The following is a 26,058-nucleotide window of genomic DNA, read 5'->3' on the forward strand; positions in this document are numbered from 1 at the left end:
GCCCCCTCTACCCAGATGCAAGCCCATGGAACTCCTCACGAGACGAGGCAACCGGCGGATGTTCCCGTTCCCGCTGGGGCAGTGTCAAACCCGCCGGATGTCTTTCCCCGCTGCCCGGTTTCCAACGCCGCCATGTGACCGCCGGACGGGTGAGCCCCCGTTGGCACGCGCCTACTGTCCCCGCTCCCGGCATCCCCCGCCGGAAGAGGGACGACACCTATGCGTGATGTGAAACCTGGACGCTGGATGCTGCTCGGCCTCGCGCTCGCCACCCCCTTGTGGGCCTGCGGCAATGACGACGACGAGGGCACGGACTTCGAGCGCGAGCGGATCGAAAGAGGGCTGGCCCTCTCGCCCGTGGCTCTCAACCTCCAGGGGAAGGACCGCGATCTGGTGGGCCTGGGCAGCTACATCGTCAACGCGCAGAGCGCCTGCAACGACTGCCACACCAACCCTCCCTTCCCCGAGGGGAATGATCCCTTCAAGGGTCAACCGGAGAAGGTCAACGCCGCGCACTTCCTGGCGGGTGGCGTGCCCTTCGGCCCGACCCTCGTCTCGCCCAACATCACCCCGGACGCCTCCGGCAATCCGGCCGGGCTGAGCTACGAGGACTTCGAGCGCCTCATGCGCACCGGCAAGGAGGAGGACGGCGACATCCTCCAGGTGATGCCCTGGCCCATCTACGGGAAGATGAGCGACCGCGAGCTGCGCGCCATCTACGAGTACCTGCGCGCCATCCCCCACGCCGAACCCGGGCCCTGAGCCGAAACGTCGGGCACCAGGACATAAGACCCGGAAAAGTTCGGAATTCGTCAAAGTCCCCCCACCCTGACGCGCGGCGTAGTGAACGCCCCCGTGCGTCGGGAGCATGGATGCACGCTGGACACAAACCCCGAAAGGGAGGACGCACATGGAGTGGCTCGAGTTCAGCCGTTGGTCTCCGGAGGTGGAGCAGCTCCTCGCGCGCCAGGCGGCTCGCCTGAGCGCCACGGCGCGGCCCTACCTCCCTACCCTGAAGCCCGAGAACGCCAGCACCCGGGCCCGGAAGCTGGAGGCGCTGCTGCGGCAGACGCCGGCCTCCAACCCCTGGGGGCACCCGGCCGCGGAGTGCTGAGCCTCGCGGCGGTGCCATGGCGGGCTCGCGCCCGCGCGATAGGGGCGGAAATGGCTCCGGCTCGGGAGTGCCGGGGCCCACCACTGCGTTTCAGCACGCTAGAGTGCCCCCCGCGCCCACCGAGGCGTTCCCGACCATGGCCACGAGGAAGAGCGAGGACAATGAGAGGCTCATCGACCGAGACCTGACCGCGCTGGCGCGGGACGGGAAGCTCACGGCCGCGTACGGCGTGGACGGTCCGGTGATGGAAGTGCTGGGCCTGCTGGCGCGAGGGGGCAAGCATCCACTGCTCTCGGGGGAGCCCGGGGTGGGCAAGTCCGCCCTGGTGCAGGAGGTGGCGCGCCGCATCACCGAGGGCCGCGTGGACGCGGAGCTGGCCCAGGCGCGGATGGTGGAGGTGTCCGTCGCCAACATCCTGGCGCGCAGCACCCAGCGCCAGGCGGCGGAGTCGTTCGAGGAGCTGCTGGCCTGGCTGAGCCGGCACCCCTGCCCCATCGTCTACATCCGGGATCTGCCCGCGGTCATCGGCGGCCCCCTGGCCCCCGTGGCCTTCCGGGCGCTGCGCACCGGGGGCATCCGCTTCATCTTCGAGACCGAGCCCAAGCGCGTGCAGGAGCTGCTGCGCGCGGACGAGTCGTTCTCCGAGCGGCTGCACCTCGTCCCCCTCCAGGAGCCGCCCGCAGAGCGGGCCCGGTGGATATTGGGCCGCGTGGCCGAGGAGCTGGAGCGTCAGCTGCACCTGCCCATCGACCCGGCGGCGTGCGACCTGACCCTGCGGCTGGCCTCCAAGTTCCTGCTGGCCCAGAGGCTGCCGCGCAAGGCCATCGAGCTGCTCAAGGAGACGGCCGCGGAGGCCGCCGGCGGGGCCAAGGACCGCGTGGGCCCCGAGGACGTCCTCACCCGCTTCTGCGCCACCACCCGGCTGCCGCGCTTCGTCGTGGACGACGCGATGGCGCTGGATCTGGAGGAGACCGAGCGCTTCTTCGGAGAGAGGCTGCTGGGGCAGACGGACGCGGTGCAGGCCGTGCTGCGCTCGGTGGCACTGCTCAAGGCGGGGCTCAATGATCCGCGCCGGCCGCTCGGCGTGTTCCTCTTCGCCGGCCCCACCGGCGTGGGCAAGACGCAGCTCGCCAAGCTGCTGGCCGAGTACCTCTTCGGCTCTCCGGACAGGCTCGTCCGCCTCAACATGGCGGACTTCCCCAACGACGGGGACGAGAGCGTCCCCTTCGGGGCCTCGTGGGCGCCCGCGCTCGAGACGAAGCGCGGCGAGCTGACGGCGCTGCTGGAGGGCAAGGTGTTCACCGTGCTGCTGCTCGACGAGTTCGAGAAGGCGGCGCGCAGTGTGCACGACCGCTTCCTGCAGCTCTTCGACGAGGGCACGTTCGTCAACGGCGCGGGAGAGACGATCTCCTGCAACAACACCGTCATCGTGGCCACGTCCAACGTGGGCGCGGAGGTGTACCGCGAGCCGGCCATCGGCTTCATGGGCTCGCGCCGTCCCGAGGAGCTCATCACCGAGGTGGACCGGCGCATCGCCGAGGCCTTCCGTCCCGAGTTCCTCAACCGCTTCGACGCCATCTGCCACTTCCAGCCGCTGACGAAGGTGGAGATCCGCAAGATCGCCCAGCGCGAGGTGGGCCGGGTGTTGGAGCGCGAGGGCATCCGGGCCCGAGGCCTGGACGTGGAGGTGACGCCCGCGGTGGTGGACCTGCTGGTGGAGCGGGGCTACTCGCCGCAGTTCGGCGCGCGCTACCTGCAGCGGGAGATCGAGAAGACGCTGACCGCGGCGCTGGCGGTGGAGATCGCCCGCCGGCCGCTGCCTCCGGGAGCACCGGTGCGGGTGGAGACGCGGCCGGGCAACAAGGTGGTGGCGGTGGCCGAGCACACGCCGCGCCCGCGTGAGGAGACGGCCCAGCTCGCGCTGCCCACGGAGAAGTCGGTGTCCGCGGTGAAGCGGCGGCTGGACAAGAAGTCGCTGCTCAACGAGATGGACCGGCTGGTGGGCCGGGCGCGGGCGCTGTCGGTGTCGGCGAACCGGCCGAGGCTGGAGGAGCGGCGCGCGGAGCTGCTGGCGGCGACCCAGGCGCCCAACCTGTGGGACGAGCCGCAGCGCGCGGCGTCGACGCTGCGGGCCTTCCGGACGGTGGAGGCACAGCTCAACGAGCTGGACCGGCTGGAGGAGCGGACCACCTTCGCGAGGCGGCTGGTGCGCGAGGCGAAGGGCGAGGCGCAGCTCGCGTCGGCGGCGAAGCAGGTGGAGGACGTGGCGCGCGAGGTGCAGATGGCCGAGGTGCTGGGAGCCGCGGGGGCGACGGACCACGGCGACGAGGCGCTGGTGGACATCTGCGCGAGCGAGACGGGCGAGGGACAGGACGCCTGGGTGCAGGAGCTGGCGACCATGTACCTGGGCTGGGCGGAGCGGCGCGGGTACGAGGCCACTGCGGTGGCGGAGGCGGAGGAGCCCTTCCGGGTGGTGGTGCGGATCGCCGGGCCTGGGGCCTACGGCTACCTGGCGGGCGAGGCGGGTCTGCACCGGCGCCTGGAGGAGGAGAAGCGCCAGCGCGCCTACGTGCGGGTGCACCGAGGCGGGCCGGTGGAGGAGTCGGTGAGCCTGGACGTGGAGGGCCGCGAGGTGAAGCGGCACGAGGGCACGTACCTGGCGCGGGTGAAGACGGAAGTGACGGTGCGGGACGAGACCACGGGCCGGATGATGACGCTGGCCGGCGCGGGCGAGCTGGACGAGATGAAGGACATCGCCTCTCGGGTGGTGAAGGGCCAGGGCGGCAGCAGCACGGCGGACGAAGCCCGGCGCTACCACCTGGGCCGAGGGGCTCGGGTGGAGGACCCACGCACCGGAGCTGGCACTCCGCGCGTGAAGGATGTGCTGCGCGGCGAGCTGGATGTCTTCATCGCCGCGTGGATCTCCCGTCCGCCCACGACGAGTCCCACTCCCACCGCGAACTGATTCGAGCAGGAGGAGCCCGCCGGGCGCGGTCCGCGCGAACTGGTCCGACAGTCAGACCAGTTGGCGCGAAGTGCGACCGGGAGGTCCTCTCCTCGTCGCGTTCAAGCGGCTGCCGTCGGATGGCCTAGGATGGAGGCATGAGCCATCCCCTCGATTCGCGAATGGCGAACACCCCCTGGCGGCTGTTGAGCCTGATGGTGGTGGCACTGGCCGTGCTCGGTGGCTGCCGCACCGTTCCCGTGCAGGTGTCTCCCCTGGCCTCGGAGCTGCGTTTCAGCGGCCGGGTGGACCGTGGGCACCCGGGAGGCCCCCGTCTCGCCTGGGGGGGCACGTCCCTGACCGCGCGCTTCACTGGTACCTCCATCGGCCTGCGCCTGCTCGACCTGCCCAAGAACGAGGAGCTCTCCCCCAACCGCTTCCGCTTCAGCGTGGATGGCGCGCCCTTCCGTGACCTCTACGTGGGCGAGGGACGCCTGCTCTACCGCCTCGCCGAGCACCTCCCCGAGGGCGAGCACCTGCTGCGCCTGGAGAAGGAGACCGAGTCCGTCGTCGGCGAGACCCAGCTCCTCGGGCTCGAGCTGGCTCCAGGCGCCCGATTGCTGCCCGCGCCCCCCGCCCCCTCGCGCCGCATCGAGTTCATCGGCGACTCGGGCCTCACCGGCTACGGCATCGAGGGCAAGAACGAGACGTGCAGCTTCAACGCGGAGACCCAGCGCAACTCCCTCACCTGGGCCGCCCTCGTCGCCACGGAGCTCCAGGCCGAGGCGGCCTTCATCGCCTTCTCCGGCAAGGGCGTGGCCGTCAATTACTCGAACGACCCCACCCCCACCCTGCCCCAACTCTACGAACGCACCCTCCCCTATCGCGAGGACAGCCGCTGGGACTTCCACGCGTGGGTGCCCGACGCCGTGGTCATCCAGCTCGGCGCCAATGACTTCTGGAAGGAGCACCCCGGTGAGGAACGCTTCCGCGGTGCCTACCGCTCCCTCGTGGAGGGCATCCGCGGCCGCTACCCCAACGCCCACATCCTCTGTGTCCTCGGCTCCAGCCTCATCGACGAGTGGCCCAAGGACGTCCATGCGCGCACCCACGCCCGCACGCTCATCTCGGGCGTGGTGGAGACCCTGAGTCAGGGCGGAGATGCCCGCGTGCACTTCGTCGAGGTGCCCGCCCGGCGCGAGGAGGAGGGCTTCGGGTGCACCTGGCACCCCAGCCGCAAGACGCACCAGCGCGTCGCCGAGCAGATGACGCCCCTGCTGCGCGAGCTGCTCGGCTGGCGGTAGTCCCGGGAGCCATCACGGCTTCGGCTGCCCGGGAGGCACCGCCGGAGAGGAACCCGGAGACAGCACCGAGTCACACACGCTCCCGTCCATCCACTGGCGCTTGCAGGCCTCGCGCAGGAGCGGCTCGCGGAACTGCCAGAGCATCGCGAAGAGGATGACGAGCGTGAGGACGATCCACGCCCCCGGAGAGCCCTGCTCCGCCTCATCGTCCTCCCGTACCCTCACGAGCACGGAGCGCAACACGTCGGTCCGGTCCACGGTGGCGTGCTTCGGCAGCCTCGGCCTGCGGGTGATGAGGGCCGCCAGGTCCCGTGTCACCATCAACCGGTCGTTGAGCGCCCAGCCCGAGCCCTCCAGCAGCAGCGCCAGGTTGCGCTTGCGCAGCTTGAGCCAGCCCAGCAGGCCCGACGGCACCATGACCAGGAGCGCGACGATGATCGCCGCCGAGACGATGTCGAAGAGCGTGAGCGACTTCGCCTGCGTCACGATGAACGCGAGTGACGAGCCCACCGCCGCGAACGTGATGCCCAGCGCCGCGATGAAGCCCGCCGGCCCCGCCACCGGAACCGCTGGCGCCGGAGCAGCGGGGGCACCCGCGGCGGGCACCGGAGCCGGCGTGAACCCCTTCTCCAGCTGCGCGTCGAGCGACTTCTCCCCGGCCGTCGCCATCCCCTCGATCTTCGAGGAGATGAAGCGGCCGATCCGCTCGAACGGCATCATCATCGCCTCCCACAGCGAGACGGGCTGGTGGAGGACCTGCGTCACCACGGCGTCGAACTCGCGGCCCTCCACGTCGTAGAACACGCCGCGCTTGCCCACCGAGAGGTAGGCGCTCCGGCCTCGCGTGGCGGGCACGGCCACCTCGTAGCTCGCTCCCCCCTCCTTCGCCACCACCTGGACGTAGAGGGTGCACGTGGTGCCCTGGCTCGTCAGCGCCGAGTGCGCCGCGCGGTTCGTCACCAGCACCGCCAGCCTGTACCGGAGCCCTCCCAGGATGAGCGTCCCCTTCTCCACCAGCGCCCGCCGCTTCGTCTGGTAGAGGTCCGGCATGCTGATGAAGTTGTTGGCGAACGTCAGCAGCCAGCGCTGATAGAGGATCAGCCGCTCCAGCTCCTCCACCGCGTCCAGCTTGTCCTTCAGCAACAGGTCCGCCCGGCACGCCACCTCGAGGGCGTCGAGGTCGGACTCGGAGATGTCCGGCAGCACGTCCACCAGTCCGCGCAAGGGGCTCGCGTCGAGCCGCGCCCACCACGCCAGGATGGCATCGGCCCTGGCGGACAGCTCCCGCCAGGCGGTATCCCCCAGTGTCGCCGCGTCCGCGGTGAGGGGCACGGCCACGTCCCGCCGGAAGGCCTCGAGCTTCTCGAACGCCGGGCCCCGGTACAGCCGGGACCAGCGGAGCGCTCCCCCTGGCTCGGGTGGCGCGATGGGCAACTCCGACACCGCTCGCGCGAGCGCCTGCGTGTCCCCGAGCGAGCCCTGCACCCGGCCCGCCTCCAGCTTGAGGCTCGTGACGGCCTCCGGCTGCGCCGCGACCAGCCGGCACTGCAGGAAGTACGTGTCCAGCAGAGGCCGGACCTCCTGGATGCGCCGGGCCTGCTCCACGCTCCGCTCACCCCACACCAGCACCGACTCCCTTCCCGCCAGGTGCGCCAGCAGCGCGCTCCGCTCCTCCCGCGCGCGCTGGAGCATGGGCGGATCCACCCCCGCCTGCCCCGCCCGGTTCCTCACCTCGGGGAAGCTGGCCATGAGCTTCTCCGCCAGCGGGCGCAGCCGCTCGGGCAGGAACGCCGGGGCGACGATGCCGTCCCCGTTCTGCCCCGCCTCGAGCAGCGCCTTCTCGCTGGCCCGCACCTGCTCCAGGGAGATGCGCGTCCGATCCCCGGCCCTCAGCGTCTCCAGCAGGATGCCGGCCACGTCCCGTAGCTTCACCCCCTCCTCGGAGAGCGCGTCCAGCTCGAGCACCTCGCTCGCCGCGTCCGCGCCCTGGTACGACTTCAGCAACTTCGCCGTGTGCTCGACGGCGGCGCGCACCTCGACGACCCGGATGCGCTCGTTCCGGTCGGTGTCGACAAAAGTGAGAAAGCCCCGGTCGCAGTTGAGACCCTCGAGTGGACAGGCCGTGGCCAGCCACTGGGTCTCCGGGATGCGGACCGCCTCCACGAGCACCTCGAACGAGGGGATGGAGACCTGGAGCGAGCCGCCATAACGGCGGTACACGAGCGGTCGTGCCATATGGCGGCGCAAGAGAGCACACCCGTCCGTCCGATACCCGTCCGACCCGACGCGCACGTGCGCTGGCGAACGCCGGGCCGGCTGACAGTCCGCCCGCCCGCCTGCTCGCTCCAAGCCTCGACCTGCTTGCATCCAACCCCCTCACCGGGGCATGTCAGATGGCGTGAGCCAGACAGAGCCGCAGCAGATGGGGTCGATCGACGTGGGGACAGGCCAGCGGGGGCCCATCTTCCGCGCCTACACGGAGCAGCGGCGCCCCCGCTTCCAGCTCCGCTACCTGCTGTACCCCGCCGCGCTGTTGCTCATTGGCGGCCTGGGCGTGTGGACCGTGTCGTACCGCCAGGAAGCCGTCCCCTTCCGCCTCGACACCTACCGGGGCCTGCGCACCGTGCACCGGGGGATGTCGCCCCAGGACGTCAAGGGCATCCTGGGCCAGCCCATCGCCCGGGAGATGCGCGGCAACCTGGAGTGCTTCCAGTACGGCCGCCCCAGCCTCAAGGTGCCGTACTACACCCTGCACACCCTCTGCTACGAGGGCGGCAAGCTGCGCGAGGTGTCCGCGCGGCGCTACAACTCGTGGGTCGTGACGAGCGACGGCGCCATCAGCCCGGCCCCCCTCGAGGAAGAGGAAGCCCCCGCCGCCCCCGCCAGCAACAGCTCGCCGGGCCTGGCCACCACGCCCCAGCCGTAAGGGTGCCCCTCAGGGCCCACGCGGAAGCCGGCGCGCCACCTCGAGCAGCAGGACGCGCCGCCGCAGATGGTCCACGTCGTAGAGCGCGATCGCATCATCCACCACCACCGAGGGCAGGGACGCACCGTGTCCCTCCTGCTTCACCGGTCGCGGCGAGCCACGCTCCTGGCCCTGCGACGGCAACGCGGCCGCCACGGCATCCAGCGCGTCGCGGATGCGGCGATAGGTCTCCACACTCAGGTGGGCGAGCTGGTTCCAGGCGGGTGGGCTGATCTCGACGGTGTACACGGTGGACGAGCTTCGAGGTGTCACGAACCTCCATATACTTTGAGCACAAAGCACGCCAGTTCTCAGTCCTCTTGAAAAAGACTGCCCGCCAGGCGAGTTCAGTACCGGACAGAGGCTTCCACAAACCGTGGACTGAGACAGGGGCCGGGTCTCCGCGAGGGTTCCGCGGCACCCACCGCCCTCGGGAACAAGGCCGCTGACGAGTGCCGTCCAATCCCGCGCCGCGCCATCCAGCGCTGGACGTTCGCCGAACACCCGCTCGACGCTCCGCGTGCAACGCCCCCGGTGCACCCGCCACACCCTGCGCGCCGCGCTCCACCCCGGAGCCGGTGGTCTTCCTCATCCAGACCGGAGTGTGCGCCATGCGTGTCGATTCCCTTCAGGCCCTCGCCTGTCTCCTCCTGCTGTGGGGCTGCACGGAGGTGGAGCCTCCTGAGACTCCGCCCGTTTCTCGCAAGGAGGTAGCGGTGGTGGCGGTGCCTTCCCGTTTCACGGACACGGAGCTCGTCGACGGCCTCGACAGCGCCACCTCCATGGCCATCGCTCCAGACGGACGCATCTTCGTCTGCGAGCAGAAGGGCCGGCTCCGGATCATCCAGGACGGCAAGCTGCTGACCGAGCCCTTCCTGTCGGTGGGCGTCGACGCCAACGGGGAGCGGGGGCTGCTCGGCGTGGCGTTCGATTCCAACTTCCCCGCCCAGCCCTACGTGTACGTGTATTACACGGCCACCGGGCCCTCCGTGCACAACCGGCTCAGCCGCTTCACCGCGAGCGGCAACCGGGCCGTGTCCGGCAGCGAGAAGATCCTCCTCGAGCTCGAGCCGTTGGGAGCCAGCGTCCACAACGGAGGCGCCCTGCACTTCGGGGCCGACGGCAAGCTCTACGTGGCCGTGGGGGAGAACTCGCGCTCGGAGAACGCACCGAAGCTCGACACGCTGATGGGCAAGCTCCTGCGGCTCGAGAAGGACGGCACCATCCCCTCGAGCAACCCGTTCTACACGCGCACCACGGGCGTCTACCGGGCCATCTGGGCACTCGGCCTGCGCAACCCCTTCAGCTTCGCCGTGCAGCCGGGCACCGGCCGCGTCTTCATCAACGACGTCGGAGCCAACGAGTGGGAGGAGCTCAACGAGGGCGTCGCCGGGGCCAACTACGGCTGGCCGGACACGGAGGGCCCCACGAGCGACTCGCGCTTCCGCGCGCCGCTGTTCGCCTACCGGCACGGCACGGGCACGGACAGGGGTTGCGCCATCGCCGGAGGCGCCTTCTACAACCCGGCCGCGCTCCAGTTCCCCGCGGAGTACGTGGGGCGCTACTTCTTCGCGGACTACTGCAACGGGTGGATCCGCACGTACGACCCGAAGGATGGCGCCGTGGCCCTCTTCGCCACGGGACTGAAGGCGCCGGTGGACCTCGACGTCGGGCCGGACGGCAGCCTCTACTACCTGGACCGCCAGGACGACTCCGTGCACCGCATCCGTTACACGACGGACAGCGAGGCGCCCGTCATCACGCGACAACCCGAGAGCCGGACGGGAGTGCCCGGCCAATCCGTGACGTTCACGGTGAGCGCCTCCGGGACGCCCCCCCTGCGCTACCAATGGCAGCGCGATGGCAGGGACCTGGCGGGGAAGACGTCCGCCAGCCTCACCCTGGCGGTGGCCCTCGCGGACTCGGGAGCCCGCTTCCGGGTGCGGGTGTCCAACGACTTCGGCTCGGTGCTGAGCAACGAGGCCGTCCTCACCGTGAGGAACGACACCCCACCCATCGCCACCATCACCGCCCCCGCGACGGGGACGCTCTACACCGCCGGGAGCACCGTCCGCTTCGCGGGCCTCGGCACGGACGCCGAGGACGGCACGCTGCCGGACAGCGCCTTCACCTGGCGCGTGGACTTCCACCATGACGACCACCTGCACCCCTTCCTGCCCTCCACGAACGGGGTGAGGAGCGGGACGTTCACCGTGCCCACCGAGGGCGAGACCGCCGCGAACGTGTGGTACCGCATCCACCTGCGGGTGGAGGACTCCAGCGGGGTCACCCACGAGACCTACCGGGACGTGTACCCCCGGAAGGTGAAGCTGCGGGTGGACACCGAGCCGGCGGGACTCCAGGTGACGCTGGACGGACAGCCCCAGGTCACACCGCTGGAGGTGGAGAGCGTGGTGGGCATCGTGCGCACGCTCGGGATCGTCTCCCCCCAGGTTCGGGGCGGGACGACGTACCTCTTCGACCGCTGGTCGGACGGAGGCGGCCCGACGCATCCCACCCCCACGCCCTCCGCCGACACGCGCTACACGGCGGTGTTCCGCACGGGGGTGGACCCGGGCACCGGCACGGGCCTGCGGGCGGAGTACTTCAACGAGGTCAACCTCTCCCTGAAGGCGCTGGAGCGGGTGGACACCACCGTGGACTTCCGCTGGGAGAGCGGCGCTCCCAACCCGGCCCTGGAAGTCGACACCTTCTCGGTGCGCTGGACGGGGAGCGTGGTGCCCCAGTACTCGGAGACGTACACCTTCCATACCCAGACCAACGACGGCGTCCGGCTCTGGGTGGACGGGAAGCTCCTCATCGATGACTGGGCGGCGCACACCACCACCGAGAACACCGGCACCCTCACGCTCGAGGCGGGCCGCGCGTACAGCCTGCGGATGGAGTTCTACGAGAAAACGGGTCTGGCCATCGCCCGGCTGCTGTGGTCGAGCCCCGGCCAGACCCAGGGCAAGAAGCAGGTCATCCCCCAGGAGCGGCTGAGACCGACGCCTCCCTAGCCTCGAAGCGGGCGGCCGGGCATCTCCCCCATTGATTCATTCGCGCGTTTGCGGCACCAAGCGCATTCCGCTCGTAGCGACGAGGTACCACCATGCCCAGCACGCACCTGACCTTCTCCTCCGCCGAGGCCCACCGCGACTGGCTGGAGGGCCAGTCCGCCCTGCCCCGAGGCTTCCGCGTCGGGCGCACGCGCCTGGAGTTCATGCCCGCCGAGGTGGCGAAGCCGGCGAAGATGAACCTCACCCTCATCGTGCTCGACGAGCCGACCCCGGCGTTCGCGGCGATGTTCACGAAGAACGCCTTCCCGGGAGCGCCGGTGCTCATCGGTCGCGAGCGGCTGAAGGAGCCCACGCTGGGCGCGGTGGTGGTGAACAACAAGGTGAGCAACGTGTGCGCGCCCGGAGGCGTCGAGGCCTCCGAGCGGCTGTGCGCGGCGGTGGCCGGGCAGCTGGGGCTGAGCGCCTCGCAGGTGCTGCCGTGCTCGACGGGCGTCATCGGCTGGCGGCTGCCTGTGGACGCGATGGTGGAGGCGGTGCCCCAGGCGGTGTCCACGCTGGCGGCCGGCTCGGTGATGCCCGCCGCCGAGGGCATCATGACGACCGACCTGTACGCCAAGGTCCGCCGGGCCCGGGTGGGCAACGGGAGCATCGTGGGCATCGCCAAGGGCGCGGGGATGATCGAACCCAACCTGGCCACCATGCTCGTCTTCCTGATGACGGACGTGGACGTGCCGCGCGAGGACCTGCGCACGGCGATGCGCTCGGTGGTCGCGAGGACGTTCGGCTGCATCAGCGTGGACAGCGACACGAGCACCTCGGACACGGTGGCGCTGCTGTCCTCGAGGCAGGTGCCCTGCCCGAGCCTCCGGGAGTTCGAGGCGGCGCTGGAGCAGGTGTGCGCGGACCTGGCCGAGGACGTGGTGCGCAACGGCGAGGGTGTGCACCACGTCATGCGCGTGAGGGTGAGCGGAGCCCCGAGCGAGGAGGTGGCGCGGGGCATCGGCAAGTCGGTGGTGAACTCGCCGCTGTTCCAGTGCGCGGTGAACGGGAACGACCCGAACGTGGGCCGGCTGGTGGCGGCCATCGGCAAGTACGTGGGGGCGCACCACCCCGAGGTGGACCTGTCGGGCTGCACGCTGCGCATGGGCGGCCGGGTCATCTTCGAGCGAGGCACCTTCCGCCTGGACAACGAGGCGGAGAAGGCGCTGGTGGCCCACATGAAGGGCGCGGAGCTGTACGCCAGCGTCCCGCCCGCGGACGGGCTCACCTTCCGCCCGCCGGTGACGTTCCCGCCGCACGAGCGCTCCGTGGAGATCGACGTGGAGCTGGGCACCGGCCCGGCCAGCGGCACGGTGCTCGGCTCGGACCGCAGCCACGAGTACATCAGCGAGAACGCGGACTACCGCAGCTGAACAGCGGCTCCAGCCTCCGCTATCTGGCGGGGAGCAGATCATCTACGCTCCGGGCATGCCTGGAGCGGACGAGCTTCGAGAAGGAAGAGCGTTGAACCAGCCGATGTATTTCGCGGAGCTCACTGTCGAAAACGTCCGTTGTTTCAGCTCGCGGCAGGTGCTCGATCTGCGTGATGGCAACGGCCGACTCGCCCAGTGGACGGTCATCCTGGGCGACAACGGGGTCGGCAAGACGACACTGCTGCAGTGCCTCTATGGCATGAAGCCGACCGTGCTGCCGCCCATGCCCGGTGCGATGGTCGGTACCGTCCCTGACTCCACCTACTGGGCCCCCGAGCTGAAACAAGGGCTTCGCCGGAGCTTGAGCGAGGAGGACAGTCAGCTCAAGGCCAGCATCGCCATCGGTACCTCTCTCGGCGATGCGAGCGATGCCACCGCGCTCCTGTCCCTGGACGAGCAGTGGAACGCGAGGAAGGCGAGCGGCTCCCAGTACAGCTCGATGAATGCCGACATGTTCTGCTGCGGGTATGGGGCCTCTCGGCGGCCCGGGCGGACCGCGCTCTCGGCGGACTCCCGGCCCTGGGCAGCCGCCACCCTCTTCTCCGACAGCGCCGAGCTCATCAATGTCGAGGAGTGGTTGCTCCAGGCGGACTACTCCGCTCGCTCGAACGCACCCGGGGCCAGCAAGCGGTTCGAGCACATCCGCGAGACCATCCTGCGACTCCTGGAGAACGTCTCCGCGGTTCGCATCGAGGGGCTCGACAAGGTGCCACCCCAGCCCATCGTGCAGCTGGAAACCCCGTATGGATGGGTGCGGCCGCACCAACTCAGCCTCGGCTACAGGGCCATGCTGAGCTGGGTCCTGGATCTCGCCAGCCGGATGTTCGAGCGCTATCCCACGAGTGAAGATCCACTCTCCGAGCCCGCGGTGGTCCTGGTCGATGAGATCGACCTGCACCTGCACCCCCGATGGCAGCGCGACATCGTGAGATTCCTGAGCGAGCGCTTCCAGAGGACCCAGTTCATCGTCACGGCCCACAGCCCCCTCATCGTCCAGGCAGCGGAGAACGCCAACCTGGTCGTCCTCCACCGTGCGCCCGACGATGGGGATCATGTCTTGATCCAGAACGACCCGGAGATCGTCCGGGGCTGGCGGGTCGACCAGCTCCTCACGAGCGACCTCTTCGGTCTCACGAGCGCACGTCCGCCAGGATTCACGAAGCTGCTCGAGCGCCGGGGTGAGCTGCTCGAGAAGGCAACACGTACCCCGGAGGAGGAGCAGGAGCTCGCCAACATCGAACGCGAGCTGCAGTCGATGCCGACGGGCGAGACGCCAGAGGACATCGATGCGGGCAAGACGATCCGATGGTTCGCCGAGCAGCTCCGAAAGGACACGGCCCACTCGTGATCCGGATCGTCCGTCCCGAGGAGCCACCAGAGGTTCTCGCCAGGAAGGGCTCCACCCTGGTGCGAAACATGCTCGCCGAGTACCACTCGGATCCTCGGAGCTATCAGGATGGCTCCAAGGCATTCGAATTCGCTCAAGGCGTGTATGGACACCGTGACGTCAAGAAATGCCTCTCGAACGCGCAGCACGAGAAGTGCGCCTACTGCGAGGTACGAATCGTCAGCGATGCCGGAGACGTCGAACACTTCCGGCCCAAGGCATGTGTGCGTCAGGGCAAGGACCAGCCCAAGCAGAGCCCAGGCTATTTCTGGCTCGCCTACACGTGGAGCAATCTTCTTTATGCCTGCTCTCGCTGCAACCGCGAGCACAAGCGGGACCTCTTCCCACTCACGGATCCAACGGCCCGTGCCGATGCCCTACGCGAGGAGGGAAGCACGGCGGGGGAAGCTCCGCTCCTGCTGGACCCCGCCACCGACACGCCAGAGCTCCACATTCGTTTCAACGGGGAACGCGCCGAGCCCCTGAATGAAGGACGGCGTGGACGCATGACCATCGACGTGCTCGGACTCAATCGCATGAGGCTATTGGAAGCACGCCGGGAGAGGCTCGAGCACGTCCGAAAGAGGTTCAATACCTTGCGCCTCGTGCGAGCAGGCCTCTTTCCCATGAACCACCCCGAGGCACGGGAACATCTCCACGACCTGTGCCGGGAGATCCTCGCGGCGACGGATTCCCGTGCGCCCTTCGCGGCGATGATCCGCGGCGCGGTGCGACAGTGGTTCGCACCGGACCTGGAATTCCCCTGCTCCGAGGAACGACTCGTGGCCTGGGCGCTCACGCTCCAATGAAGGTCCGGAGGCGCTCGACCACGAGCTCCGGTTGCCGGATGGGCAGATCGTGGCTCGCGTCCGGGATGGTCTCGCAGACGATTCCCGGCACGAGCGAGCGCGCGCGGGCCATCACCGTCTCCGCATCGTAGATGCGCTCCTGCTGGCCCACGAGGAGGAGCGTCGGCACCTGGATGCGCCGCAGCACCTCCTCCTTCACCACCGCCGGCCATGGACCGCGGTACCAGCCGAAGTGCCGGAGCCCCGTCCACATCACGTCCCCGATTCCGCTCATCACCGCGTCGTACAGGCCCCCCGCCTCCTTCGGCGGAACGGCCGCCCACCGCAGATGGGCGTGAACCCACTCGCGCCGCTTCCAGAACAGGAAGGGAAAGCCCCGCAGGGCGAACTCGGTATTGAAACGGACGAAGGTGGCTCCCGGGGCGATCATCACCAGCTTCGACACCCGCTCCGGGGCCCGCGAGGCGTACTGCGCGGTGAGCCAGCCTCCGTACGACATCCCGCCCAGGTTCGTCCGCGACAGCCCTAGCGCGGTGAGCAGCTCGTCCAACCAACCGAGGAGCTGCTCGACCCGCGTGATGGGACGATGCGGCACGCTGAAGCCGTGATCGCCCGGCAGGTCCACGGCGTAGACCCGGAACGACTTCCCGAGCTCCAGGGCGTTCGCCGCCCACATGCCGGAAGAGACCTTGAACCCGTGGAGGAGCACGAGCGGCGGTGCCCCTTCCCTCCCCCACACCTGCACCCGGGTGCGCGCGCTCGGCGTCTCGACGTCCCGGGACTCGGGTGCGGTGGTCCACAACGACAGCAGGTGCTCATACGCCCGCCGGAAATCAACCTCTGTCTGGGAGCTCATGCCAACCCCACCTCCTTCTCACTCCAGGACCACAGCCGCTCGGCGAGCCCGCGGTCATTCGCCTTCTTCGACACGGAGACGATCTTCTTCTTGTAGAAGTACTCGCCCGAGACACGGGTGACGTCCTCGCTCGCCGCCAGGTACACGGACGTCTCGGCGCCCTGCGCCGGAGTCAGGAAGAACGGCTTGAGCAGGGCCAGGATGGCTCCGCCGAAGCCCGTCTCCCGATCCTTCCCGAGCTGGGTGCCCACCGCTCCGGGGTGCAGGCTGTTGGCGGTGACGGCGGTGCCTCGCAGCCGCTCCGCGAGCGCCTTGGTGAACAGGATGTTGGCGAGCTTGGACTGCGCGTAGCCCTTCCACGCGCCATACTTCCGGGTGAGGTGCGGGTCATCCCAGTGGATGGACCCCACCTTGTGCGCGCCCGACGAGACGTTGATGATCCGCCCCTGCGGCGCCCGCTTCACCTGCTCCAGCAGCAGGTTCGTGAGCAGGAAGTGGCCGAGGTGATTGACACCCAGCTGCGACTCGAAGCCGTCCCGCGTCGCCTGCCGCTTCAGGGAGAAGACCCCCGCGTTGTTGATCAGCACGTCCAGGACCTCGTGCCGGGCCTGGAAGCTCCGGGCGAACTCCCGGATGCTCCCGAGCGAGCCCAGGTCGCACTGCATCAGCTCGACCTTGCCCGGCCCGCCGTGCTGGAGGGCCTCTCGCAGCGCGGCCTCACCCCGCTCGGCACTGCGGCAGACCATGACGACCTTCGCGCCTCGTCGCGCCAGCTCCACCGTCGTGGCCAGCCCCACTCCCGAGTTGGCACCGGTCACGAGCACTGTCTTGTCTTTCATCTGATGGGCTCCTGGATTCAATCCTCGACCATACCGGGAGTGCGTGCTCACATGAAGGAGCGCAGTTCGGGGGGCTGTCCCCATTCCAGGAGGACCCATGTCCGCGTCGCCGTACGAGCTCGTCATCTCCAACGGACTCTTCTTCGACGGGCAAGGCAGCCCGCCCCGGGTGCGCCACCTGGGCATCCGTGACGGCCTCGTGGCGGACATCAGCGAGTCGCCCCTGCCACGGGGGCCCGGCACGCGCGTCATCGACGCCACGGGCCGCTGGGTGATGCCCGGGTTCATCGACCTGCACACGCACTACGACGCCGAGGTGGAGCTGGCCCCCTCGCTCTCCGAGTCCGTCCGCCACGGCGTCACCTCCGTGATGGTGGGGAGCTGCTCGCTCAGCCTCGCGGTGGGTAAGCCCGAGGACCTCGCGGACCAGTTCTGCCGCGTGGAGGCCATCCCCTACGACACGGTGCGCTCGCTGCTCGAGCGCAAGAAGGACTGGAACACGCTCGGCGAGTACCTCACCCACCTGGACGGGCTGCCGCTGGGACCCAACGTGGGCTCCTTCGTGGGCCACTCGGCCATCCGGGCCCACGTGATGGGGCTGGAGCGCAGCCTGGATGACAGGGTGAAGCCCTCCTCGGAGGAGCTGGCCCGGATGGAGGCGCTGCTGCGCGAGGGACTCGACGAGGGCTACGCCGGCCTCTCCATCATGACGCTGAAGTGGGACAAGATCGGCGGGAGCCGCTCCATCCGCAGCCGGCCCCTGCCCTCCACCTTCGCGAGCTGGTCCGAGTACCGCCGCTTCACGCGCATCCTCCGCGAGCGAGGCCGCGTCTTCCAGGGCGTGCCCAACATCACCACCAAGGTGAACGTCTTCCTCTTCCTCTGGGAGAGCATGGGGCTGTTCCGCCAGCCGTTGAAGACGACGGTCATCTCCATGATGGACAGCCGGGCCAACCGGGGCATCCACTGGCAGGTGGGCCTGCTGTCGCGCCTCTTCAACCGGGTGCTGAAGGCGGACTTCCGCTGGCAGGCGCTGCCGGAGATTTTCGACCTGTGGTCGGACGGCATCGACCTGGTGGTCTTCGAGGAGTTCGGCGCGGGAGCGGCGGCGCTGCACCTGCAGGACGCAATGGAGCGCAGGCACCTGCTGGAAGACCCGGAGTACCGGGCGGCGTTCAAGCGGCAGTGGAAGAGCAAGCTGCTGCCCAAGGTGTTCCACCGGGACTTCAACCAGTCCGAGGTGCTGAAGGCGCCGGACCCGTCACTGGTGGGCCGCTCGTTCGCGGACATCGCTCGCGAGCGCGGACAGGACGTGGTGGACACCTTCCTGGACCTGGTGGCGCGCTACGGACCGGAGCTGCGCTGGTACACGGTGATGGCCAACGACCGGCCGCGCGCGCTGGAGTCCATCGTGAGCCACCCGGACGTGCTCATCGGCTTCTCGGACGCGGGGGCGCACCTGCGCAACATGGCGCACTACAACTTCCCGCTGCGCATGCTGCGGCTGGTGCGCGAGGCGGAGAAGCGCGGCGAGCCGGTGATGTCCATGGAGCGCGCGGTGCACCGGCTCACGGGGGAGCTCGCCGACTGGCTGGGGCTGGACGCCGGGACGCTCGCGCCGGGCCGGAGGGCCGACGTGGTGGTGGTGGACCCCGAGCGGCTCGGCGCCGGGCTGGACGTGCCCCAGGAGTCCACCCTGGAGGGCTTCGACGGCTTCGTCCGGCTGGTGAACCAGAACGGTGGCGCCGTGGAGACCGTGCTCATCAACGGCCGGCTCGCGGTGCACGCGGGCGCGCCCATGCCCGAGTTGGGCCGGGAGCGCGGCTTCGGACGCGTGCTGCGCGTCTCACATCTTCCGCAGTCGGATGCGGCGCACCTTGTGGTCGGGTCCCTTCACGAGGATGAGCCGCGCGCGTGAGCGGGTGGGCGCGATGTTCTGCGCCAGGTTGGGGCCGTTGATCTCCCCCCACACGGACTCGGCGCGGGCGATGGCCTGCTCCTCGGTGAGCTCGGCGAAGCGGCGGAAGAAGGAGCGCTCGTCGCGGAACGCCGTCTGCCTCAGGCTCAGGAAGCGGTCCACGTACCAGCGCCGGATGTCCTGCTCGTGCGCGTCGACGTAGATGGAGAAGTCGAAGAAGTCGGACAGGAAGATGTGCGCCGGCTTCCCGCCCGCCGCCGGCCCCGTCTGCAGGACGTTGAGCCCCTCCAGGATGACGATGTCCGGCCGGCGGATCGTCACCCCCTCGTCGGGGACGATGTCGTAGACGAGGTGCGAGTACATGGGCGCGGTCACCTCGGCGCGTCCGGCCTTGAGCTCCGCCAGGAAGCGCACCAGGCCTCGCCGGTCATAGCTCTCGGGGAAGCCCTTGCGGTGCATGATGTTGCGCTCGGTGAGCACGCGGTTGGGGAACAGGAACCCGTCCGTGGTGACGAGCGCCACGTGCGGATGGTCCGGCCACCGCGACAGCAGCGCCTGGAGGATGCGCGCCGTGGTGCTCTTGCCCACCGCCACGCTGCCCGCGATGCCGATGATGAAGGGCACCTTCTGGGTGAAGCCACCGAGGAACGCCTGCTGCGCCGTCCACAGGCTCTGTGTCGCGGCCACGTGGAGGTTGAGCAGCCGGGACAGCGGCAGGTAGACGTCCGCCACCTCCTCGAGATCCAGGTGCTCGCCGAGCCCCCGCAGTCCCTCGACCTCCTCCGCCGTCAGGGGGAGCGGGGTCGCGGCGCGCAGGGCCCTCCACGCATCGCGCTCGAAGTCGACGAACATGGAGGCGGTCTGTGGCTTGGGTGCGGACATGGAGCCCTCCTCCCTTGTGAGGGCGGGTCATCCTACCGAAGCGTCCAGCGCTTGACGGAGTCGTCGTGAGCTGTTCGCTCGTCCACGCCCGCAACATCGCGAGAGCAACACTCACACTGATAGCGACAAATAGGCGTCACTCGGATTGCACTATTGGCGGCATTTTCTCTCTCGACCACACACTCGAAGTGTCGTTGGGAGGTGCACAGTGAAGAATCCAGTGAGGGTCGGGTTACCTGCCGCGATGCTGCTGTGGACGGCCACCCTGGCCTGTGGCCCGGCGGAGGAAGCCCCCGGGGACGAGGAGCCCGCCAGCCAGCGCCAGGCAGCCCGCTCCTCCAACAGCGAGACGCTCAACGGACTGGCCTTCAATGGCCTCGCCTTCAATGGACTGGCCTTCAACGGCCTGGCCTTCAACGGGCTGAACAGCGCCAGCTTCTCGGCCTGGTTCCAGCAGAACGACTCGCTGGCAGACATGGTCATGCGGTACGTCGTCACCTGTGCCGTGCCGGCCGGAGAGACGCGCATGTACACGGATCCCCAGGGAAGGACGTACGTGTGGGCGGGCTCGCTGGGGCTGGCGCCGGACTGGGCCAACGGCCAGCCGGCGACCGTGAGGGAGCAGCAGCTCGTCTCCGGGTGCCTGGCCGCCCACGTCAACAAATACGGGCGGACCGTCCCCATCTCCATCCTGGGCGCCAACGCGCGGGGGCAGCCCATCCCCACCACCCAGGCGGAGCTCCAGGAGTTCTCCCAGCGGGAGGGATGCTTCTTCGGCAACCTCTTCAAGAACGAGGGCATCTACGTCGGCAACGACGCCAGTCCGCTGGGCAGGAACAGGAGCAGCGTGCGGGCCTGTGCGCTCTCGGGCAGGAGTGACGAGTGTCCGCCGATCGTCCCCATCGGGAGCTGCGCCGCGAGCTGCACGCCCGACGCCACGAACACGTACTACACGCGGTGCAACCGCAACGGCATCACCTACGTCCCCCTCATCACCCGCATCCATCCCCAGGACATCTACGTGTGCGGTGACGGCACCTGCCAGTTCACCGAGTCCTGTGGCATCGGCCTGAGCACCGTGCAGTGCACCCTCGACTGCGGCATCTGTCGCTGAGCGCCGGGCACCGAGCGCTACTCACCCGCCGCCTTGAAGATGAAGGGGTACGTCACGGTGACCATCCCGCCCCCCTTGAGCTTGGGGAACACCCACCCGCGCACGCGGCCGGCCACGCACTTCTCCAGCTCGACGTTGCCCGCGGTGGACTGAGACACCTCCGAGGAGGCGACCGAGCCCTCCGCCGAGATGATGAAGCGGACGGCCACCTTGCCGGACAGCGCCGGGTAGCGGTTGAGCAGGCTCTCGTAGCAGTAGCGCACCTGCGAGCGGTTGAGCTGGATGACCCGGCGGATGAGGTCGCGGTCCAGGGGATTGGAGACTTGTGGCTCCTCGGCGGCGAGGCCCACCGTCACGCCCTGCTTCTGCCCCACCCGCGCGGGTCCGTTGCCATAGTCGGACTCTCCCGTGGAGCGGCCTCGGAGTCCCGCGTTGCCGACGAGGCCGACCGTCTCGCCGCCCCCGTTGCCGCCGGGACCGGAGCGCAACCCCAGCATGCCGAGGTTGCCAGCGCTGCTGGTCCGGGTGCTGCCCACGTGTCCCAGGGCGCTCGCGAAGCTGCTTCCCGGGCCCTGGAAGAGGTTGGCGGTATTCACTCCGCCGAGCAGCCCCCGCGCGACCTCGCGGGCATCCATCCGCTTCCCCTTCGAGCCCTTCGTGGAGAGGAGCGGCCCCGGTAGGGCCTTCAGGGGCTTCTCCGCCCGCGGCTCCGGTTCGCGTGGCCGGCTGGCCTCCCGCCGGACCTCGCGCTCCTTCTTCACCGCGTCGAGCTGCTGGAGCAGCCGATTCTTCTGGACCTCGGGCGGCTTGACGATGAGCTTCGCGATGCGCGACTGGCCTCTCGCGAGCTCATCCGCGAACCCGGCCGCGTCCGCGTCGTGGTTGGCGGCGCTGATGACGAAGAAGCCCGCGAGGAAGAACGTCACCAGGAAGATGTTGAGCAGGGTGGTGTCCAGCGAGTCCGTCAGCCGCGCCACCACCGGACGGGGCACCGGCTGGAAGCACACCTCCAGCACCACGCCGCCGAGCTCCACCCGGAGGAAGTCGTCCATCTCCAGCGCGAGGGCATAGGCCTCGCCCTCGTGCGCGGCGAGCCCGGACTCGATGACCGCTCGCAGGTCGCGCGTGTCCCCGCTCCGGGTGAGCTCGCCCTTCATCCTCCCCGTGAAGCAGACGGTGAAGCCCTTCCCGTCGGTGCGCAGCACCTCGAAGCGGGGCGCGCCCAGCCGGGCATCCCCCATGACGAAGTCCACGCCCGCGGCACTGCCCACGCTGAAGCTCTTGCGCGCACCCGGAGCGACGAAGAACTCGCCCACGTCACGGTCTCCCCAGAGGAAGCGCAGGCCCACCCCGAGCGGTCCACGGGCCTTGCGCGGCACCGCCCGGCGCTCGCGCGGCACGGCCACGGGGGAAGGCGCGTCGGGCACCGCCACCGCGGGAACCGGCACGGCCTGGGGCGGGATTGTGCTCGTGGCCACTGGCGCCGGTGGCTCAACGGGCCCGGCACTCTCGACGGCGGAGGCGAGGTTGCGCGCGGCCACCTCCGTGGGGTTCTCCAGGCGGAGCGTCGTGCCGCCCACCTGGAGCTCATCCCCGAAGGTGATGCGACTCTTGCTCACCCGTCTGCCATTGACGTGGGTCCCCCCGATGCTGCCCATGTCCGTGATGAACAGACCGCCGTCGGCTCCCACCTCGATGACGGCGTGGATGCGGCTGACCTTCTCGTCCTCCAGACAGAGGTGCGCGGACGCGAGGCGGCCGATCTTGATGATGTCGCGCTCGAAATCCCGGGACGTGACGAGCACGTCCCCCTTGAAGACCTTGAGTCTGACAGGAATGGCCATGGTGGCTCCGATGCGTTGATGGAGCACCAGACACCCCGCGCGGCCACGGGTTCCCGCGAAGTCGCGGGGCCTGCTCAATCCAGCGGTGTGAACTCGCTACAGATGAAGCCACTGCCCTCCTCGCCCGAGGAGAACATCGCCCGCTTCGGGAAATGGTGGACGGGGTCGTAGTCCACATCCACCCGCGCGGAGGTGTTCAAGCCCGACTCCACCTGCTGGAAGAGGGTGTCGATGGTGGGCGCGCTGTCCACGTCGATGCCGGGTGTGGGCGCGGTACCCTGGCCGACGTAGCGCACCGACACCACCTCGTCTCCCCGCACCTCGATCCGCCACGGCCCCCGCCCGGGCGCGAAGCCCGTCACCGTGTAGTCGTAGCGGTAGTGCTCGGGGTGCGTCTCGTTCCAGGCCTCGCGCTCGGTGCTCCACTGCGACTGCTCGCTCCCGCAGCCCACCAGACCCCACGTCAACAGCAGACCCAGACACCACCCGATGCTCACTCTCCTGTTCATGTCCTTCCTCGATAGGCATGCGTGGCGCTCCCTGCTCCGCCAGCGGTGTGCCCGCCGACCGTGCAAGCCATGCGCCGGGCCGGGCTCCCTCGGAACAGCGCGAGGAGCGGGCCTGTGAGCCTCGAATATTCGAGGGGGCCTCGTGGATTCACGGAGGCCCGGACGTCCCCGCGCGGCTGTGGCACAGTCGCGCTCGTGAACCGCTCCGCACTCCTCGTGTTGCTGCTGCTGTCCTGTGCCGTGGCCTGCTCGCGCCGCATGGAGTCCCAGGCGCTCGGTGTCCAGTACGAGCCCCCGCCGGGCATGACCCCGCGCGCCGAGGAGTCCGGCCCGCCCGCCGTGGCGCGCTTCGAGGGCGGGCTGGAATTGCGCTCGGTGCAGGGCACGCCGCCCAAGCTCGAAGCACCTCCAGAGGAGGTCCTGGCCGCGGCGGGTGTCCCGGTGCCGGGGACGAGGCTCAATGCCACGCAGGGCACGCTCACCGCGGGTCCGGTGGCGCGCTACGAGTTCCAGCAGGGCGGGTCCCGGACCCTCGTGTACTTCCTCCCTCGCACCGACCGGTTCGTGCTCGTCCTCTATACCGCTCCGGAGCGCGACTACGGGCCCGGCTCCGCGAGGGTCGAGCGCTCGCTCTCCACCCTGAAGCCCACGCGCTGACCCGGGGACGTCCCGGGACCTTCCCTCGCCGTGCTTCCTCCTGGGAGGATGCCGGCCATGTCACCCCAGCGCCTGCTGCTGCTGCTGTCCGTCCTCGCCACGCTCCCCGCCTGGGGTGAGGCCGGCCTCACACTGACCGAGCCTCCCGCCTGGGTGGAGCCCACTCCGGTCGATACGCAGCGCCCGCTGCGCGCCGAGGACGCGGTCTCGGGCCTCCATCAGCTGCTGTCCGAGGAGCAGGTCCGCGTCTCGCCCGAGCTGACCGAGCGCTTCCACCGTCAGGTGCGGCGCGTGGCCAGCAGCCGGGGCGTGGAGGAGGGCTCCAAGCTCGAGGTCACCTTCTCCAACGCCCACGAGCGCCTGCGCCTGCACGGCGTCTGGCGCACCCGCGATGGCGTGCGCACCCAGATTCTCCGCGCCGAGGACGTGAAGCTGCTGCAGCAGGAGCGCGGGCTGGACCTGGGCATCTACCGCGACGAGCGCACCGCCCTCGCCTTCCTCCAGGACGTGCGCGCGGGGGACCTCCTCGAGGAGGCCTATACCGTGGAGAACACCCACCCGCTCTTCAAGGGACACCACCTGGACTCGCTCGTCCTCGCGAGCGAGGTGCCCGTGGCCCACTTCGTCCACCGGCTGCTCGCCCCGGCGGGACTGAAGCTCCACTTCAAGACCCATGGCACGCAGGAGGCCCGGCCCGTGGAGCGCGACGTGGGCGGACTGCGCGAGTACCGGTGGGAGCGCGAGGACGTGCCCGCCTTCGAGCCGGAGCAGGGAATCCCCTCGGACCTGGCGGAGTGGCCGCACGTCCAGGTGAGCAGCTTCGGGAGCTGGGCCGACGTGGCCTCCTGGGGCCTCGCGCTGATGGAGGGCATGCCGGAATCCCCCGAGGTGAAGGCGCGGGCCGAGTCCTGGCGCTCCCTGCCCACCGAGGAGGCGCGCTTCCTCGCGGCGGTGCGCTTCGTCCAGGACGAGGTGCGCTACCTGGCGATCGCCATCGGCCCCAACACCCACCAGCCCCACGCGCCGGAGCAGGTGCTCGCCCAGCGCTTCGGCGACTGCAAGGACAAGGCGCTCCTGCTCACCACCCTGCTGCGCACGCTGGGCATTCCCGCGCACGTGGCCCTGGTGAGCGCCCACCGGCACGGCGGTGTGGACCACCTGCTCCCCTCGGCCTGGGCCTTCGACCACGCCATCGTGCGCGCCCAGGTGGCCGGACGCACCGAGTGGGTGGATGCCACCCAGACGCATCGGCGCGGGCGGCTCGGCGCGCGGAGCCCGCTCCCCTACGGGAAGGCGCTCGTGCTCGCTCCCGGCACCACCGCCCTGGAGTCCATTCCCCAGCCCGCCGCCGAGGGGCCGGAGGTGGACACGCGCTACGTGCTCTCCGTGAACGACGACGGCACCGGGGCACTCGCCATCACCAGCCGCCACACGCGCGAGGGAGCGGACAGCCTCCGCTCGTTGCTGGCGGGACTGTCGGCGGAGCAGCTCTCCACCCGGCAGCTCGAGCAATACCGCCCCCTCTTCCCCAAGCTGAAGCCCGAGGGCACTCCGCGCGTGGTGGATGACGAGAACACCAACACGTTGACGCTGGAGGCGACGTACACCCTCGAGGACGCCTGGGCCAACGGTGGCCTGAAGGTCGCGGCCCCGCAGGTGGGCGGGCAGCTCGCCCTCCCCCGGCGCACCGAGGGGCGCTCCTTCCCCCTGGAAGTGGACCACCCCACCCACCTCCGCGTGCGCTGGGAGGTCCACTCCGATTCGCTGCTGAACGTGGCCTCGGAGCGGCACACGGTGGAGGGCCCCGCCTCCCGCATGGAGATGACGGTGACGTCCGACCTCGGCGGATTCACCTACCAGGTGGAGTACCGCAGCCTCGCGGACCGGGTGGCGCCGGACGCGATGGCCCGGCACACCGAAGCCGTGGGGAAGATGGGCCCCCTGCTCGGCCTGTCCTTCGCCGCGCCGGTGGGTACCGTGCTCTCCGCCAACGTCTCCACGTCCGACTCCTTCCTGCTCTCGCGCGAGGTCAGCCTCGCCCTCAGCGCGGTGTTCCTGCTGGTGCTGGCGGTCTTCGGGCTGGGCCTCCCCCGGCGCATCCGCGAATTCGTCCAGAAGCGCCGGACCCGGCAACAGGCCCGCCGGGCCTCACCGGGCGACGTGCGGTACCTGCGCGAGCGCGAGAAGCGCGAGAAGGAGGAGGAGGGAGCGCGCCCCATCCTCGTGGACAGCCTGGAGCAGGCCGATCAGCACATCCGCAAGGAGCGCTGCTCCTGCGGCGGTACCTTCGAGCGCGTGCCGGATGCCCTGCAACTGCGGCACACGGGGAGCGACGGCAGGAACATCACCGTCCTCCGCGTGCGCTGCACCTCCTGCCACGCGCCCCAGTTCCTCTCCTTCGACGTGCGGCCCAGCTGAGTCACA

At 69.8% G+C, this 26,058-nt stretch carries 20 protein-coding genes; 13 read left to right on the forward strand and 7 right to left on the reverse strand.

The window, feature by feature from the left end:
* Positions 1-246 precede the first annotated feature (246 nt).
* From JRI60_RS39840 to JRI60_RS39855, 4 genes are all read left to right on the forward strand, one after another.
* A complete protein-coding gene (locus JRI60_RS39840; RefSeq protein WP_239470003.1) occupies positions 247-762 on the forward strand; it encodes a cytochrome C in 516 nt (171 codons plus the stop codon).
* 148 nt (positions 763-910) lie between these two features.
* Positions 911-1,114 (forward strand): hypothetical protein, encoded by a 204-nt coding sequence (locus tag JRI60_RS39845; protein WP_204221238.1) that lies wholly within the window; start codon positions 911-913, stop codon positions 1,112-1,114.
* Positions 1,115-1,250: 136 nt separating this feature from the next.
* Entirely contained in the window at positions 1,251-4,079 is a 2,829-nt protein-coding gene (locus JRI60_RS39850; protein ID WP_204221239.1) for an AAA family ATPase, read from the forward strand.
* Positions 4,080-4,216: 137 nt separating this feature from the next.
* Positions 4,217-5,362 carry an SGNH/GDSL hydrolase family protein gene (locus JRI60_RS39855; RefSeq protein WP_204221240.1) on the forward strand — a complete coding sequence of 382 codons (1,146 nt, stop codon included), beginning with the start codon at positions 4,217-4,219 and terminating at the stop codon, positions 5,360-5,362.
* Between the two features lie 12 nt (positions 5,363-5,374).
* Here JRI60_RS39855 and JRI60_RS39860 read toward each other — a convergent pair whose 3' ends face one another.
* A complete protein-coding gene (locus JRI60_RS39860) occupies positions 5,375-7,597 on the reverse strand; it encodes a kinesin (RefSeq protein WP_204221241.1) in 2,223 nt (740 codons plus the stop codon).
* A gap of 163 nt (positions 7,598-7,760) precedes the next feature.
* Between JRI60_RS39860 and JRI60_RS39865 the strand changes: the two genes are divergently transcribed.
* Positions 7,761-8,288 carry a hypothetical protein gene (locus JRI60_RS39865; protein WP_204221242.1) on the forward strand — a complete coding sequence of 176 codons (528 nt, stop codon included), beginning with the start codon at positions 7,761-7,763 and terminating at the stop codon, positions 8,286-8,288.
* A gap of 9 nt (positions 8,289-8,297) precedes the next feature.
* Here the strand turns inward: JRI60_RS39865 and JRI60_RS39870 are convergent, their stop codons facing one another.
* Positions 8,298-8,600, reverse strand: a complete 303-nt coding sequence (locus tag JRI60_RS39870) for a hypothetical protein (RefSeq protein WP_204221243.1) — start codon at positions 8,598-8,600, stop codon at positions 8,298-8,300.
* 338 nt (positions 8,601-8,938) lie between these two features.
* Between JRI60_RS39870 and JRI60_RS39875 the strand changes: the two genes are divergently transcribed.
* The 4 genes from JRI60_RS39875 (at position 8,939) to JRI60_RS39890 (ending at position 15,015) form a co-directional block, all read left to right on the forward strand.
* Complete coding sequence (locus JRI60_RS39875; RefSeq protein ID WP_204221244.1) at positions 8,939-11,347, forward strand: PQQ-dependent sugar dehydrogenase; 2,409 nt, start codon at positions 8,939-8,941, stop codon at positions 11,345-11,347.
* A gap of 92 nt (positions 11,348-11,439) precedes the next feature.
* Entirely contained in the window at positions 11,440-12,759 is a 1,320-nt protein-coding gene (gene argJ / locus JRI60_RS39880; RefSeq protein ID WP_204221245.1) for a bifunctional glutamate N-acetyltransferase/amino-acid acetyltransferase ArgJ, read from the forward strand.
* A 91-nt stretch (positions 12,760-12,850) separates the two neighbouring features.
* Complete coding sequence (locus tag JRI60_RS39885; protein WP_204221246.1) at positions 12,851-14,167, forward strand: AAA family ATPase; 1,317 nt, start codon at positions 12,851-12,853, stop codon at positions 14,165-14,167.
* Entirely contained in the window at positions 14,164-15,015 is an 852-nt protein-coding gene (locus JRI60_RS39890; RefSeq protein WP_204221247.1) for a hypothetical protein, read from the forward strand. Before JRI60_RS39885 ends, JRI60_RS39890 begins: the two co-directional genes overlap by 4 nt.
* On the opposite strand, the gene JRI60_RS39895 is transcribed toward JRI60_RS39890, so the two are convergent.
* Positions 15,002-15,871: an alpha/beta fold hydrolase gene (locus JRI60_RS39895; RefSeq protein WP_204221248.1), complete on the reverse strand. Its 870-nt coding sequence runs from the start codon at positions 15,869-15,871 to the stop codon at positions 15,002-15,004. The two genes, JRI60_RS39890 and JRI60_RS39895, sit on opposite strands and share 14 nt — an antisense overlap.
* On the reverse strand, positions 15,868-16,710 hold the full coding sequence (locus JRI60_RS39900) for an SDR family oxidoreductase (protein ID WP_204221249.1): 843 nt from the start codon (positions 16,708-16,710) through the stop codon (positions 15,868-15,870). The genes JRI60_RS39895 and JRI60_RS39900 overlap by 4 nt, the downstream gene beginning before the upstream one ends.
* Positions 16,711-16,807: 97 nt before the next feature.
* Between JRI60_RS39900 and JRI60_RS39905 the strand changes: the two genes are divergently transcribed.
* Positions 16,808-18,628 carry an N-acyl-D-amino-acid deacylase family protein gene (locus tag JRI60_RS39905; protein WP_239470004.1) on the forward strand — a complete coding sequence of 607 codons (1,821 nt, stop codon included), beginning with the start codon at positions 16,808-16,810 and terminating at the stop codon, positions 18,626-18,628.
* On the opposite strand, the gene coaA is transcribed toward JRI60_RS39905, so the two are convergent.
* Positions 18,557-19,510 carry a type I pantothenate kinase gene (coaA, locus tag JRI60_RS39910; protein ID WP_204221250.1) on the reverse strand — a complete coding sequence of 318 codons (954 nt, stop codon included), beginning with the start codon at positions 19,508-19,510 and terminating at the stop codon, positions 18,557-18,559. The genes JRI60_RS39905 and coaA overlap by 72 nt on opposite strands.
* A 244-nt stretch (positions 19,511-19,754) precedes the next feature.
* Here coaA and JRI60_RS39915 point away from each other — a divergent pair, with 244 nt between their 5' ends.
* Positions 19,755-20,624: a hypothetical protein gene (locus tag JRI60_RS39915; RefSeq protein WP_204221251.1), complete on the forward strand. Its 870-nt coding sequence runs from the start codon at positions 19,755-19,757 to the stop codon at positions 20,622-20,624.
* 17 nt (positions 20,625-20,641) lie between these two features.
* Here the strand turns inward: JRI60_RS39915 and JRI60_RS39920 are convergent, their stop codons facing one another.
* The gene (locus tag JRI60_RS39920; RefSeq protein WP_204221252.1) at positions 20,642-22,468 is read right to left on the reverse strand and encodes a TonB family protein; all 1,827 of its coding nucleotides are present in this window, start codon (positions 22,466-22,468) and stop codon (positions 20,642-20,644) included.
* 74 nt (positions 22,469-22,542) lie between these two features.
* Complete coding sequence (locus JRI60_RS39925) at positions 22,543-22,977, reverse strand: DUF6174 domain-containing protein (RefSeq protein WP_204221253.1); 435 nt, start codon at positions 22,975-22,977, stop codon at positions 22,543-22,545.
* A gap of 195 nt (positions 22,978-23,172) precedes the next feature.
* On the opposite strand from JRI60_RS39925, the gene JRI60_RS39930 reads away from it, so the two are divergent.
* Positions 23,173-23,634, forward strand: a complete 462-nt coding sequence (locus JRI60_RS39930; protein WP_239470005.1) for a hypothetical protein — start codon at positions 23,173-23,175, stop codon at positions 23,632-23,634.
* Positions 23,635-23,691: 57 nt separating this feature from the next.
* Entirely contained in the window at positions 23,692-26,052 is a 2,361-nt protein-coding gene (locus tag JRI60_RS39935) for a DUF3857 domain-containing protein (RefSeq protein WP_204221254.1), read from the forward strand.
* The last annotated feature ends 6 nt before the right edge of the window (positions 26,053-26,058 follow it).

It is taken from the genome of Archangium violaceum, from assembly GCF_016887565.1.
GTDB classification, from domain to species: domain Bacteria; phylum Myxococcota; class Myxococcia; order Myxococcales; family Myxococcaceae; genus Archangium; species Archangium violaceum_B.

Bases quoted from the DNA above. Each gene is read 5' to 3' on its own strand.
- JRI60_RS39840 (WP_239470003.1), top strand. From the start codon at position 247: ATGCTGCTCGGCCTCGCGCTCGCCACCCCCTTGTGGGCCTGCGGCAAT.
- JRI60_RS39845 (WP_204221238.1), top strand. From the start codon at position 911: ATGGAGTGGCTCGAGTTCAGCCGTTGGTCTCCGGAGGTGGAGCAGCTC.
- JRI60_RS39850 (WP_204221239.1), top strand. From the start codon at position 1,251: ATGGCCACGAGGAAGAGCGAGGACAATGAGAGGCTCATCGACCGAGAC.
- JRI60_RS39855 (WP_204221240.1), top strand. From the start codon at position 4,217: ATGAGCCATCCCCTCGATTCGCGAATGGCGAACACCCCCTGGCGGCTG.
- JRI60_RS39860 (WP_204221241.1), bottom strand. From the start codon at position 7,597: ATGGCACGACCGCTCGTGTACCGCCGTTATGGCGGCTCGCTCCAGGTC.
- JRI60_RS39875 (WP_204221244.1), top strand. From the start codon at position 8,939: ATGCGTGTCGATTCCCTTCAGGCCCTCGCCTGTCTCCTCCTGCTGTGG.
- argJ (WP_204221245.1), top strand. From the start codon at position 11,440: ATGCCCAGCACGCACCTGACCTTCTCCTCCGCCGAGGCCCACCGCGAC.
- JRI60_RS39895 (WP_204221248.1), bottom strand. From the start codon at position 15,871: ATGAGCTCCCAGACAGAGGTTGATTTCCGGCGGGCGTATGAGCACCTG.
- JRI60_RS39900 (WP_204221249.1), bottom strand. From the start codon at position 16,710: ATGAAAGACAAGACAGTGCTCGTGACCGGTGCCAACTCGGGAGTGGGG.
- JRI60_RS39905 (WP_239470004.1), top strand. From the start codon at position 16,808: ATGTCCGCGTCGCCGTACGAGCTCGTCATCTCCAACGGACTCTTCTTC.
- coaA (WP_204221250.1), bottom strand. From the start codon at position 19,510: ATGTCCGCACCCAAGCCACAGACCGCCTCCATGTTCGTCGACTTCGAG.
- JRI60_RS39915 (WP_204221251.1), top strand. From the start codon at position 19,755: ATGCTGCTGTGGACGGCCACCCTGGCCTGTGGCCCGGCGGAGGAAGCC.
- JRI60_RS39920 (WP_204221252.1), bottom strand. From the start codon at position 22,468: ATGGCCATTCCTGTCAGACTCAAGGTCTTCAAGGGGGACGTGCTCGTC.
- JRI60_RS39925 (WP_204221253.1), bottom strand. From the start codon at position 22,977: ATGAACAGGAGAGTGAGCATCGGGTGGTGTCTGGGTCTGCTGTTGACG.
- JRI60_RS39935 (WP_204221254.1), top strand. From the start codon at position 23,692: ATGTCACCCCAGCGCCTGCTGCTGCTGCTGTCCGTCCTCGCCACGCTC.